Origin of the sequence: Pseudomonas sp. NBRC 111127 (assembly GCF_001320345.1) — a bacterium.
Lineage (GTDB): Bacteria > Pseudomonadota > Gammaproteobacteria > Pseudomonadales > Pseudomonadaceae > Aquipseudomonas > Aquipseudomonas juntendi.
Genome location: NZ_BCBD01000159.1, coordinates 1 through 12,480 on the forward strand (window position 1 = coordinate 1; position 12,480 = coordinate 12,480).

9 protein-coding genes are annotated in these 12,480 nt (G+C 64.2%); 3 read left to right on the forward strand and 6 right to left on the reverse strand.

What is annotated here, in order from left to right; all coding sequences use genetic code 11:
- On the forward strand, positions 1 to 598 hold a 598-nt coding region (locus APH30_RS22310), incomplete at its 5' end, for a GlxA family transcriptional regulator (RefSeq protein WP_156326608.1).
- 58 nt (positions 599 to 656) lie between these two features.
- On the opposite strand, the gene APH30_RS22315 is transcribed toward APH30_RS22310, so the two are convergent.
- The 3 genes from APH30_RS22315 to katG all read right to left on the reverse strand — a co-directional run bounded on the left by APH30_RS22315 (position 657) and on the right by katG (position 5,759).
- On the reverse strand, positions 657 to 1,991 hold the full coding sequence (locus APH30_RS22315) for an MFS transporter (protein WP_054913788.1): 1,335 nt from the start codon (positions 1,989 to 1,991) through the stop codon (positions 657 to 659).
- 141 nt (positions 1,992 to 2,132) lie between these two features.
- The gene (locus tag APH30_RS22320; RefSeq protein WP_029886918.1) at positions 2,133 to 3,344 is read right to left on the reverse strand and encodes a M24 family metallopeptidase; all 1,212 of its coding nucleotides are present in this window, start codon (positions 3,342 to 3,344) and stop codon (positions 2,133 to 2,135) included.
- A 156-nt stretch (positions 3,345 to 3,500) separates the two neighbouring features.
- Positions 3,501 to 5,759, reverse strand: a complete 2,259-nt coding sequence (gene katG, locus APH30_RS22325; RefSeq protein WP_054913789.1) for a catalase/peroxidase HPI — start codon at positions 5,757 to 5,759, stop codon at positions 3,501 to 3,503.
- A 363-nt stretch (positions 5,760 to 6,122) separates the two neighbouring features.
- Between katG and APH30_RS22330 the strand changes: the two genes are divergently transcribed.
- Positions 6,123 to 7,031, forward strand: coding sequence for a LysR family transcriptional regulator (locus APH30_RS22330; RefSeq protein ID WP_054913790.1), 909 nt, complete (start codon positions 6,123 to 6,125; stop codon positions 7,029 to 7,031).
- Between the two features lie 12 nt (positions 7,032 to 7,043).
- Here APH30_RS22330 and APH30_RS22335 read toward each other — a convergent pair whose 3' ends face one another.
- Complete coding sequence (locus APH30_RS22335) at positions 7,044 to 7,922, reverse strand: DMT family transporter (protein WP_009682408.1); 879 nt, start codon at positions 7,920 to 7,922, stop codon at positions 7,044 to 7,046.
- A gap of 247 nt (positions 7,923 to 8,169) precedes the next feature.
- Here APH30_RS22335 and APH30_RS22340 point away from each other — a divergent pair, with 247 nt between their 5' ends.
- Positions 8,170 to 8,994 carry an aldo/keto reductase gene (locus APH30_RS22340; protein ID WP_054913791.1) on the forward strand — a complete coding sequence of 275 codons (825 nt, stop codon included), beginning with the start codon at positions 8,170 to 8,172 and terminating at the stop codon, positions 8,992 to 8,994.
- A 102-nt stretch (positions 8,995 to 9,096) separates the two neighbouring features.
- On the opposite strand, the gene APH30_RS22345 is transcribed toward APH30_RS22340, so the two are convergent.
- Both APH30_RS22345 and APH30_RS22350 read right to left on the reverse strand, forming a co-directional pair.
- Positions 9,097 to 10,587, reverse strand: a complete 1,491-nt coding sequence (locus tag APH30_RS22345) for an efflux transporter outer membrane subunit (protein ID WP_054913792.1) — start codon at positions 10,585 to 10,587, stop codon at positions 9,097 to 9,099.
- The coding region (locus APH30_RS22350; protein WP_156326610.1) for an efflux RND transporter permease subunit at positions 10,584 to 12,480 on the reverse strand (1,897 nt) is incomplete at its 5' end. The genes APH30_RS22350 and APH30_RS22345, both read right to left, overlap by 4 nt.

Consider the following 12,480-nt stretch of genomic DNA (forward strand, 5'->3'; position numbering starts at 1 on the left):
CGGCTACCGCTGTACCATCCACTGGGAAGACTTGCCAACCCTGCAAGCGCACTTTCCCGGCATTGTCATCTCCAGCCAGCTGTTCGAGCTGGACCGCGACCGTTTTACCTGCTCGGGCGGGGTGGCGGCGATGGACATGATGCTGCAACTGGTAGCCCGCGAGCCCGGTGGCCAGGCTATCGCCGCCAAGGCGGCAGAACTGCTGCTGTGCGATCGCGTGCGTGGCGAGCGCGACCGCCAACGGGTGCCGTTGCGCACCCTGCTCGGCAGTGCCCAGCCCAAACTCAGCCAGGTGGTGGCGATCATGGAGGCCAACCTCGAGGAACCGCTGCCCCTCGAAGAGCTGGCCAGCCTCAACGAGGTGACCGTGCGCCAGCTCGAAAGGCTGTTCCACAAATACCTGCAACGCACCCCCAGCCAGTACTACCTGGAACTGCGCCTGTCGCACGCACGGGAGCTGCTGCTGCGCAGCGATGTGCAGGTGCGCGAAGTGGCGGTGGCGTGCGGGTTCAGTTCGCCAGCGCATTTCTCCAAGAGCTACAGCCGGTTCTTCGGCTTGTCACCACTGGGCGAGCGGCGGCAGGCCTCGTTGCACTGACCGGGGTCATGGGCTAGGTCAGGTTCGCACCCTTTGCGCGATGTGGGGGCCAGGTGATTCAATCTTCCAGCGCAGCGTGGACTGTTTCCCGGCACATCAGCATGGCCACCAGCGCCACCAGTGCCGCTGCCAGCAAGTAACCCGCCGGCGCCAGTTTGCTGCCGGTCACCTGGATCAGCCAAGTGGCAATGAACGGTGCAGTGCCGCCAAACAGCGCATTGGCCGCATTGAAGCTCAAAGCAAAACCGCTGAAGCGCACCCGCGTGGGAAACAGCTCTGCCAGTAGGCACGGCAAGGTCCCGTCGTTCATCGCCAGCATCGCACCGAACAGGATCTGAATCGCCAGGATCACCAGCAGCGGTTGCCCGTCCAGCAGGCTGAACAGCGGCACGGTCAGGCCAAGGAACAACAGCGATGCCACCACCAGCATGGTCTTGCGTCCAAACAGGTCAGACAGCCGCCCCATCAGGAAAACAAGGCCGATATAGGTGGCCAGCGACACCGTCGACGCAATGAATGAATCCCGCTCGCTCATGCCCATTTCAGTGGACAGATAGGTCGGCATGTAGCTGAGCAGCAAATAGAACGCCACCGCGTTGAGGCAGGTAACCCCCATGCCGATAGCCAGGCTGCGGCGATGCTGGCCGAGCAGTTCGCGCAAGGGCGCCGGAGCCATGCCGGCCTTGTTTTCCAGGCGCTGCTCCATTTCCAGGAACTTGGGCGTGTCCTGCAAGCTGATGCGGATATAGCGCCCCACCAGGCCAAATGGCGCCGCCAGCAGGAACGGCAGGCGCCAGCCCCAGCTGTGCAAGGCTTCACTGCTGAGCCCTTCATGCAACAGCGCGACGAACGCTGCCCCGAACAACAGGCCCGCCGCGGTACTGGCCGGCACAATGCTGGTGTACAAGCCACGCCGGCCCGGCGGCGCGTACTCGGCCAGGAACGCTGCTGCACCAGCATACTCACCCGAAGCGGAAAACCCCTGCACCAGGCGAATCAACAACAGCAGCGCCGGCGCCCATAGACCGATCTGGGCGTAACCGGGTAGCAAGCCGATGCAGAAGGTGGACAGCGACATGATCAGGATCGACCACGACAGCGCCGTGCGCCGGCCATACCGGTCGCCGAAATGGCCCCAGACGATGCCGCCCAATGGGCGTACCAGAAACGACAGGGCGAACACTGCAAAGGTTGCCAACAGGCCGGTGGCCTTGTCGGCCTGCGGGAAGAAGGTGGCGGCGATGATGGTGGCCAGGTAGCCATAGGCTGCGTAGTCGAACCATTCGACGAAGTTGCCCATGAAACTGGCCCGGGCAGCCCTGCGCAGGGCTTGGCGTTCGGCGCTGTGCGAAACGCCAGCGACGGCGGATGGGTCAAGGGTGGTGCTGGACATGACGGGTACCCCATGGTTGTTCTAATTGGAGGCAGGGTGTGGTGGTCATACGGGATATTGTTGTTGTGTGTAGTGGCTTTGGCGCCGACACACCGGCGCCCACAGGGCGCTGGGGTGCCGGCGATGAAGCCGGCATCAGTCTTATTTGCGAATGATGTTGTGCTCCGGCCCATACGGGAACCGGGTGATGTTTTCGGCACCGCTGTCGTTGACGATTAGGATGTCATGCTCGCGATAGCCACCGGCCCCAGGCCGCCCTTCGGGCAGCATGATCATCGGCTCGATCGACACCACCATCCCCGGCTCCAGCACTGTGTCGATGTCTTCACGCAGTTCAAGCCCGGCCTCGCGGCCGTAGTAATGGCTCAAGGTGCCGAATGAGTGGCCATAGCCGAAGGTGCGGTATTGCAGCAGGTCATGGCGCAGGAAAATGTCATTCAGTTCACGGGCAATGTCGCTGCAGCGCATGCCTGGGCGCACCAGTTTCAGCCCGGCTTCGTGCACCTCGACGTTGGCCTGCCATAGCCGCAAGTGCGCCTCCGGGCAGTGGTCGAGGAACAGCGTACGCTCCAGTGCGGTGTAGTAACCGGCGATCATCGGGAAGCAGTTGAGGCTCAGGATCTCCCCCTTGCCGACCCGGCGGCTGGTGACCGGGTTGTGTGCACCGTCGGTGTTGAGCCCGGACTGGAACCAGGTCCAGGTGTCCATCAGTTCGGCATCCGGGAAGCGTCGGGCAATCTCGCGCACCATCGCCTGGGTCGCGTGCAGCGCCACCTCGTACTCTGGCACCTGGTCGCGCAGTGCCTCGACCACCGCAGCCCCGCCGATATCGGCTACCTGCGCACCGTGGCGGATCAGCGCCTGTTCCTCGGCCGACTTGATCATGCGCATGCGCATGCAGGGTGCGCCAATATCCACCAGTTCGGCTTTCGGATAGCAGGCCGCGAACTTGGCGTGGTTCTGCAGGTTGAGGTGGTCGTACTCCACCCCGATGCGCGAGGCCAGGGGCAACGCCTGCTGGATCGCGACGAAGTAGTTGTCACGTTGCCAGTCGGTGTAGACGATGTTGTCGGTACCGACCGTACGCCGCCACGGTTGCCCGCCATCGATATTGGCGCTGACCGAGACAACCTTGTCCTGGGTAACGACCAGCGCATAGGGGCGGCCGAACGAGCAATAGAGGAAGTCGCTGTAGTAGTTGACGTTGTGGTACGAGGTGAAAATGGCCGCTTCGATGTCGTGTTCCGCCATGTACGCCCGCAGCCGGGCGTGGCGGGCGGCATATTCCTGGGCAGAAAAGGTCGGCTGCACCTTGTTGCCGTTGCGGATTTTCAGGGTCTTGGGCATTTGCATGGTCGGGTTTCCTTGTCGTTGTGAGCACGCTGTTCAGGCCGGCCGCCTGAGAAGCATTGCAACAGAACCGACAAGGGCACTTTTGTATCTATCCGACCTGGAATTGGCGGGATCGCCAATGGCAACGGGGGCTGCCCGGCAGCCCCCGCAGGTTCCTCACTTCAGGTCAAAACGGTCCAGTTCCATGACCTTCTCCCAGGCGGCAACGAAATCGCGCGCGAACTTGGCGCCGCCATCACTGCTGCCGTACACCTCGCTCAACGCCCGCAATTGCGCATGCGACCCAAACACCAGGTCAACGCGGCTTGCGCTCCATTTCACTTGCCCGCTCTTGCGGTCGCGGCCTTCGAACGCTTCGTTGTCTGCCGAAGTCGGCTTCCACTCCACGCCCATGTCCAGCAGGTTGCGGAAGAAATCGTTGCTCAGGGTACCGACCTTGTCGGTGAACACGCCCTGTTGACTCCCCGCATGGTTGGCACCCAACACGCGCAGCCCGCCGATCAGCACGGTCATTTCCGGCGCGGTCAAGGTCAACAGCTGCGCCTTGTCCAGCAACAACTTCTCGGCTTTGACGCTGTAGCGGCCCTTGCTGAAATTTCGGAAACCATCCGCCAGCGGCTCCAGCACGGCGAACGATTCCACGTCGGTCTGTGCCTGCGTAGCATCGGCACGGCCCGGGCGAAACGCCACGCTCAGGTCATGACCGGCGTCCTTGGCGGCCTTCTCCACGGCAGCGGCACCGGCCAGCACGATCAAGTCGGCCAGGGAAATGTGCTTGCCGCTGGCAGCGAACTCGGCCTGGATGTGCTCAAGCGCGGCAACGACCTTGCCGGTGCCCTGGTTGGCCACCCAGTCTTTTTGCGGTGCCAGGCGCAAACGACCACCGTTGGCACCGCCGCGCTTGTCAGAGCCCCGGAAGGTCGATGCTGCAGCCCAGGCCGTGGCCACCAGCTCGCCCACGCTCAGGCCCGTGGCCAGCACCTTGGCCTTGAGCGCGGCAATGTCCTGCTCGCCCACCAGCGGGTGGTCGACTGGCGGGATCGGGTCTTGCCACAGCAGCTCTTCATTGGGCATTTCCGGGCCCAGGTAGCGCGCCAGCGGGCCCATGTCGCGGTGGATCAGCTTGTACCAGGCGCGGGCGAAAGCATCTGCCAGTTGCTCAGGGTTGTCCTTGAAGCGCTTGGCGATAGGCCCATAGACCGGGTCGAAGCGCAGCGCCAGGTCAGACGTGAGCATCGACGGCGCGTGGCGTTTGGCCGGGTCGTGGGCATCCGGTACGGTGCCCGCGCCTTTGCCTTCTTTCGGTGTCCACTGGTGGGCACCTGCGGGGCTTTTGGTCAGCTCCCACTCGAAGTCGAACAGGTTGTTCAGGTACTCGTTGCTCCACTTCGTCGGCGTCGAAGTCCAGGTCACTTCAAGGCCGCTGGTGATGGTGTCGCCGCCTTTGCCGGTACCCAACCTGTTGGCCCAGCCCAGGCCCTGCAGCTCCAGCCCAGCGGCTTCCGGCTCGGGGCCGACATTGTCGGCCGGGCCGGCACCGTGGGTCTTGCCGAAGGCATGGCCGCCGGCGATCAGCGCCACGGTTTCTTCATCGTTCATGGCCATGCGGCCAAAGGTTTCACGGATGTCCCTGCCCGAGGCGACCGGGTCGGGGTTGCCCTCCGGCCCTTCCGGGTTCACGTAGATCAGGCCCATCTGCACGGCGGCCAGCGGGTTTTCGAGGTTACGCTCGCCACCGAGGTCTCGGCTTTGTTCCTGCGGGTGCTTGGCGGGCTCTGCCACCAGGTCCCCTTGCCCGGGCGGCTGGGCCTTGACCTGCTCCTTGCCATAGCGGGTATCGCCACCCAGCCAGACCTTTTCCGAGCCCCAGTAGACATCTTCGTCCGGCTCCCACACATCGGCGCGGCCGCCAGAGAAGCCGAAGGTCTTGAAGCCCATCGACTCCAGCGCCACATTGCCCGTGAGCACGATCAGGTCGGCCCAGGAAATCTTGTTGCCATACTTTTGCTTGATCGGCCACAGCAGGCGCCGGGCCTTGTCCAGGCTGACGTTGTCTGGCCAGCTGTTGAGCGGTGCGAAGCGTTGCTGGCCAGAGCCTGCGCCACCGCGGCCATCGGCAATGCGGTAGGTGCCGGCGCTGTGCCAGGCCATGCGGATGAACAGCGGGCCGTAGTGGCCGAAATCGGCCGGCCACCAGTCCTGCGAATCGGTCATCAACGCGGTCAGGTCTTGCTTCAGGGCCTGGAAATCCAAGCTTTTGAAGGCCTTGGCATAGTCGAAGTCCGGGTCCATCGGGTCAGACTTGGACGAGTGCTGGTGCAGAATTCTGAGGTTGAGCTGGTCAGGCCACCAGTCACGGTTGGTGGTGCCGCCACCTGCGGTTTGATGGAACGGGCATTTCGATTCATTCGACATCTGCGGGTACCTTTAGGTCGATTATCCAGATTTCCGGTCTGTGCCAGATGTTCGCTCAGCCGAGCAGGCGCGCGTGCCTTGCCTGATCAGGTGTAAACGGGGGCTTGCGAAGCTGTCACAACAGGTGGGTGCGGTCTTGCACGGGGGTGCTGCCCCCACCGGTGCGCGGAATTCGCGGGGCCAGGAGAAAGACTAGCCGAGCCTGAGCGCAGGTCTAATAGAGCGGCTGTTTGGCCGCGATAGGTTGGCTCTTTCTGCGCCGCAGCGTCAGCCACCAGGCCGCCGGCACATCCATACAAGGCACGACGCGGCGGCCCATGCTTCAATACAGCGCAAAACCCTTAGCTCCGGAACCCAAGCCTCATGAACCGCAACGACCTGCGCCGCGTCGACATGAACCTGCTGGTGCTGTTCGAAGCCTTGATGATCGAACGCAACCTCACCCGCGTCGGTGAAAAGCTGTTCATCACCCAGTCCACCGTCAGCGCCGCCCTCGCCCGCCTGCGCGAACTGTTCGACGACCCCCTGCTGATCCGCAACGGGCGCGCCATGGAGCCCACGCCACGGGCGATGCAGATCTTCGCGGAGCTGGGCCCGGCCATGGATGTGATTTCCGCGGCCATCAGCCGCGCCCGCGAGTTCGACCCGGCCAGCAGTTGCAACGTCTTCCGCCTGGGGCTTTCGGACGATGCCGAGTTCGGCCTGTTTCCGGCCTTGCTGCAGGCCCTGCGTGAAGAAGCGCCGGACATCAGCGTGGTGGTCCGGCGGGCCAACTTTCTGTTGATGCCGGGCTTGCTGGCCAGCGGGGAGATCTCGGTGGGGGTGAGCTACACCACCGACCTGCCGGCAACCGCCAAGCGCCGCAAGCTGCGCGATATCGGCGTGCGGGTGCTGCGCGCCGACGATCGGCCGGGGCCGCTGACACTCGACGAATACTGTGCCCGGCCGCATGTGATGGTGTCGTTTTCCGGTGACATGAGCGGCAACATCGACCTCGACCTGGCGCGGATCGGTCGATCCCGCAAAGTGGTGCTGGCCGTGCCGCAGTTCGGCAGCCTGCGCGCCCTGCTGCGCAACACCGAACTGATCGCCACGGTACCTGATTACGCTGCCTGTGCACTGGTCGAGGACAGTTGTCTACGCGCCGACCCTGCACCGTTCGAGATCACCGAGGCCGAACTGTCGATGGTCTGGAGTGGCGCCCAGGACAACGACCCGGCCGAGCGCTGGCTGCGCGAGCGCATCATGCAGTTCATGGCCAGCCAGCCTTGACGATGGCCAGGCTTACTTGCCCCGCTGCATCCACGCCGCCCCCAGGCCGCTGAGGCAGATCACCGCGATACCCACCAGGCTCAAGGTATCCGGTACCTGGCTGTACACCACCAAGCCAAGCAAGCCGGCGAACACGATCTGGCAATAGCTGAACGGTGCCAGCAACGCGGGTGCCGCATGGCGGAATGCCTGGGTCAGCAACAGGTGCGCGGTCATGCCGAAACCGCCCAGCGCCAACATCAGCAAGGCATGGTCCCAGCGCGGCACTTCCCAGAAGAACGGCACCAGCGCACTCATCGCCAGCGTATTGCACAGCCCCGCATAGAAGTTGCTGGTGGTGGGGCTGTCATGCGCGGCCAGGATACGCGTCAGCAACTGATAGAAGCAGAAGCCCAACGCCGAGCCGAAAGGGTACAGAATCGCCGGGGTAAACATGGCCCCACCCGGGTGCACCACCACCAGCACGCCGATGAAACCCAGCACCACCGCCACCCACTGCGCCACGGTAACCCGCTCTTTGAGCAATGGCGCCGACAGTGCGGTGACCAGCACCGGGGCCAGGAAGTTGACCGCCGTTGCCTCGGCCAGTGGCAGGTACTGCAAGCCCGTGGTGAACAGCAGGCTGGTGCTCAGCAGGCTCAGGGCACGCAGGGTCTGCAACAGCGGGCGGCGGGTACGCAGGACGTTCAGGCCGGCCTTGGGCAGGAAAATGCCGGCCATCAGCAGGGTATGCACCACATAGCGCGCCCATACCACCATCACGATCGGGTACAGGCCGCCGAGGAATTTGGACAAGGCATCGTGGCTGGCGAACAGGAACGTCGCAACCACCACCAGGGCGATGCCACGCAAGGGTTTGTTGACGCCGGACAACGGTGTACTGGAACTCATGGCTCTCTCGATGACGACGCCGCCGTAGGCCGCGCCAGGGGGATGACCGCGCAGGCGGAGCCTGGCGGATGCAACAGCTGGGATTCTAGAAGAGATGCCGCAACATAAGGAAGTTCATTTGCCCCAGGCCGGGGCCGAACGCATTTTCCGTTCGCTGATCGACCACTTTGCGCGCCGCGCGCATGGCCCGTGCCGCAGTGATCATCGACCATGGGGCCTCACCCGGCACACTGTAAAAGGAATTGACATGCAAAGGCTCACAACCCGTAACGGCCTGAAACTGCCTGCCCTGGGCCTGGGCACCTGGCCAATGACCGGCAGCGCGTGCACCCAGGCCGTGCGCCAGGCATTGGAGTTAGGCTACCGGCACATCGACACGGCCACCGCCTACGAGAACGAAGCCGCCGTCGGCCAGGCCCTGCGCGACAGCGACGTCCCGCGCGAGCAGGTCCACCTGACCACCAAAGTCTGGTGGGACCGGCTGCAACCCAAGGCCATGCGCGCGTCGCTGGAAGCCAGCCTGCGGGCACTGGGTACCGAGCAGGTGGACCTGTTCCATATTCACTGGCCCGGCCAGCATGAAGACCTGGCCCGCAGTATCGAGACCTTGGTAGCCCTGCGTGAAGAAGGCAAGGCACGCCACATTGGTGTGGCCAACTTCCCCTTGGGCTTGCTACGCGAGGTCGTGGAACAGCACGGGGCGCCGTTGTCGGCGATCCAGGTGGAGTACCACGTGCTGCTCGGCCAGCAGCCGCTGCTCGATTACGCCCGTAGCCATGATCTGCTGCTCACCGCCTATACCCCGCTGGCCCGCGGCCAGGCGGCAGCGCACCCGGTGATCCAGGCGATTGCCGGCAAGCACGGCGTACTGCCCAGCCAGGTGGCGCTCAAATGGTTACTGGACCAGGACGGTGTGGCGGCGATCCCCAAGGCCAGCAGCCGCGAAAACCAGTTGGCCAACCTGGCGGCGCTGAACCTGCAACTGGATGACGAGGACCGCGCTGCGATTGCCGAACTACCGAAAGACCAGCGTGTGGTCAGCCCGCCCTTTGCCCCGGACTGGAATAGCTGACCGGGGGCCACGCCGGTGGCGCTCAGTGCCGGGCGCCACTCACCAGGTAATTGAGCAATGCGGGCTCATCTGCCAGGTCAATGGCCGCACTGGGCGGTGCCGTCAATCCTGCTCGGCAAACGCCTGCCCGGCATCCCAGCCACCGCCTAGCGCGGCCACCAGTTGCACACTGGCCACCAAGCGCCCTTGCAGCAGGTTCAGCACACTGCGCTCGTTACTCAGCGCCGTGGCCTGCACGTTGACGACGTCCAGGTAACCGATCAAGCCTGCGCGGTACTGGTTTTCGGTCAGGCGCAGCGACTCACGGGCGGCATCCAGCGCCTCCTGGCGCACCACCGCTTCATCACCGTAGACCTTCAACTGCACCAGCAGGTTTTCCACTTCCTTGAAGCTGTCCAGCACGGTCTGCCGGTACTGCGCCACGGTCTGGTCATACACTGCCACGGTGCGGTCAACCTCGGCGCTGCGCTTGCCGGCGTCGAACAGGGTCAGCGCCAGTTGCGGCCCCACCGACCAGTAGCGGTTGGGCAATTCGATCCAGTTGTTGAAACTGCTGCTGGAATACCCCCCATTCATGCTCAGGCTGAGGTCCGGGAAGTACGCCGCCCGCGCCACGCCGATATTGGCGTTGGCAGCCATTACATTGCGCTCGGCCGCAGCAATGTCTGGCCGACGCTCGAGCAATTGCGAAGGCAGTGACACCGGAATGCGCGGCAGCGCGGGGATAGCCTTGCTGTCGGCCAGGTTGAAGTCGGCCGGGGGCTTGCCCAGCAACACCGCAATGGCGTTCTCGAACTGCGCACGCTGCCAGATCAGGTCGATCAGGTCAGCCTGGGTGCTTTTCAGCTGGGTGCGCGCCTGGGCAACCGCATCGGGGCCGGCAACGCCGGCGCGGTACTGGTTTTCATTCATCCGCAACGAACGCTGGTAAGCGGCCACGGTCGCCTCGAGCAAGCGCTTCTGCTCGTCGATCACCCGCAGTTGCAGGTAGTTCTGCACCAGTTCCGATTGCTGGCTCAAGCGGATCGAGGCGAGGTCGGCGAGGCTGGCTTGGGCACTGGCCTGGTTGGCACTCAGGGTTTCCCGCAACTTGCCCCACAGGTCGATTTCCCAGCTCACGCCCAACTGCGCATTGTAGGTGTCGCGTATGCCGCTGCTGTTGTTGGACAGGCTGGAGCTGGAGCTGCCAGTACCCTGCGCCGAGCGGTTCTTGCTGGCGCTCAGGTCAAGGCTGGGGAACAGCGACGCACGGCTGCTGCGCACCAGCGCCTGGGCCTGGCGGTACTGGGCTTCGGACTGCGCCACGGTCTGGTTGCTGCGGTTCAGTTCCTCGACCAGCGCATTGAGCCCGGCGTCGCCATAGATTTCCCACCAGGCGCCACGGGCGATGGCATCGGACGGTGTGGCCTGGGTCCAGCCCTCGGCGTGTTTGAACTGCGCCGCCGTGCTGTCCAGCGCCGGGCGCTGGTAGTCCGGGCTCAGGGTGCAGGCACTGAGCATGGCCACGCACATCCCGGCGCTGAGCAGGCGCGAGCCACGCCCGCGGGTCAACGCCTGCAGGCCACGATGCAGTGGGGAGTGGGCAAATGTCATAGCGGGGTTTCCATGGCGGCGTCGGTGCGCACACCGCGCCAACGGTTGAAGCGGTGGCGCAGGCGGTCGAGGTACAGATAGACCACCGGCGTCGTGTAAAGGGTCAGGATCTGGCTGAACACCAGGCCACCGATGATGGTCAGGCCCAGCGGCTGGCGCATTTCGGCGCCTTCGGCCTGGCTCAGCAGCAGCGGCAAGGCACCGAGGATGGCCGCCAAGGTGGTCATCAGGATGGGCCGCAGGCGCAGCAGGCACGCGCGGCGAATCGACTCCTCCGGAGACAGGCCCTGATGACGCTCAAGCTGCAGGGCCAGGTCGATCATCAGGATGGCGTTCTTCTTCACCACACCAATCAGCAGGAACAACCCCAGCAGCGAGATCAGGCTGAACTCGCCACCGGTCAGGTACAGCGCCAGCAAGGCCCCGACGCCGGCCGACGGCAACGTGGAGAGAATGGTCAGCGGGTGAATGTAGCTTTCATACAGAATACCCAGCACCAGGTACACCAGCAGCAATGCACCCAGGATCATGAACGGCTGGCCCTGCTGGGTCTTGGCAAAGGCATCGGCGCTACCGCCGAGCTTGGCGATCACCCCCTCCGGCAGGCCCAGGGCCGCCACTGCCCGCTCCACTGCGGCCAAGGCCTGGTCGGGGCTATAGCCTTCGGCAATGTCGAAGGCGATGTCTTCGGCAGCGAACTGGCCTTCGTGGCTGACCCTGTCGTTGGCCAGGGTATTTTCGTAGTGGGCGATGGTCGACAACGGCACCCGGGCACCGTCCGCGGTGATCACCTGCACTTGTTCGAGGGTACTGGGGTCCCAGGCGTATTTCGGGTTGATTTCCAGCACCACCTGGTACTGGTTGAGGCTGTCGTAGATGGTGGAAATCTGGCGCTGGCTGTAGGCGTTGTTCAGCACCGTGGTGACCATGTCCATGTCGATCCCCAGCCGCTTGGCCTGGTCGCGGTCCACCACCAGCGTCACCTGCTGGGTGCCACCCCCATCGCGGGCGTCGATGGCAGTCAGCTGCGGCAGCGCGCGCAGCGCCGCCACCACCTTCGGGAACCACTCGCGCAACGCCGCCAGGTCGCCGCTTTGCAGGGTGTACAGGTACTGCGACGAGGTCTGGTCACGCCCGCCGCCCCCCAATTGCAAGTCCTGGTCGGCCATCAGGAACAGCCGCCCACCCGGCACCTTGGGCATCTCTTTGCGCAGGCGCTCGATCACTTTTTGCGCGTCCAGCTTGCGCTCGCTGATCGGCTTCAGGCGCACCAGTATCATGGCATTGTTGGTGCCGCTGTTGCCGCCGATGAAGCCGGCAACGCTCTGCACCGCGGGGTCGGCGAGCAAGGCGCGACGGTAGGTTTCCATCTTCGGCTGCATCACGCTGAACGACAGGCCATCGTCACCGCGGATAAAGCCCATCAGTTGGCCGGTGTCCTGCTGAGGCATCAGCGTCTTGGGCACCACCACATACAACGCGATATTCAGGCCAATGGTCGCCAGCAGGCTGAACAGGGTCAGGCGCTTGTGGCGCAGGGCCCAACCCAGGCTGCGGTCATAGGCGTCGACCATGCGCAGGTGGAGCTTGTCGCTCCAGCGTTGCAGGCGGGTCTGCTCGGCGTTGTGCGGCCTGAGCCAGCGCGCGCAGAGCATCGGCGTAAGGGTCAACGACACCACCAGCGACACGATGATTGCCGCCGCCAAAGTGATGGAAAATTCCTGGAACAGGTTGCGCACGATGCCGCCCATGAACAGGATGGAAACGAACACCGCCACCAGCGAGACGTTCATCGACAGCAAGGTGAAGCCGACTTCCTTGGCACCCAGGAAGGCCGCCTTCATGGGCGGCTGGCCGTCTTCGATGTGCCGGGAAATGTTCTCCAGCACCACG

Bases quoted from the DNA above. Each gene is read 5' to 3' on its own strand.
- APH30_RS22335 (WP_009682408.1), bottom strand. From the start codon at position 7,922: ATGAGTTCCAGTACACCGTTGTCCGGCGTCAACAAACCCTTGCGTGGC.
- APH30_RS22340 (WP_054913791.1), top strand. From the start codon at position 8,170: ATGCAAAGGCTCACAACCCGTAACGGCCTGAAACTGCCTGCCCTGGGC.
- APH30_RS22315 (WP_054913788.1), bottom strand. From the start codon at position 1,991: ATGTCCAGCACCACCCTTGACCCATCCGCCGTCGCTGGCGTTTCGCAC.
- APH30_RS22345 (WP_054913792.1), bottom strand. From the start codon at position 10,587: ATGACATTTGCCCACTCCCCACTGCATCGTGGCCTGCAGGCGTTGACC.
- APH30_RS22320 (WP_029886918.1), bottom strand. From the start codon at position 3,344: ATGCAAATGCCCAAGACCCTGAAAATCCGCAACGGCAACAAGGTGCAG.
- APH30_RS22330 (WP_054913790.1), top strand. From the start codon at position 6,123: ATGAACCGCAACGACCTGCGCCGCGTCGACATGAACCTGCTGGTGCTG.
- katG (WP_054913789.1), bottom strand. From the start codon at position 5,759: ATGTCGAATGAATCGAAATGCCCGTTCCATCAAACCGCAGGTGGCGGC.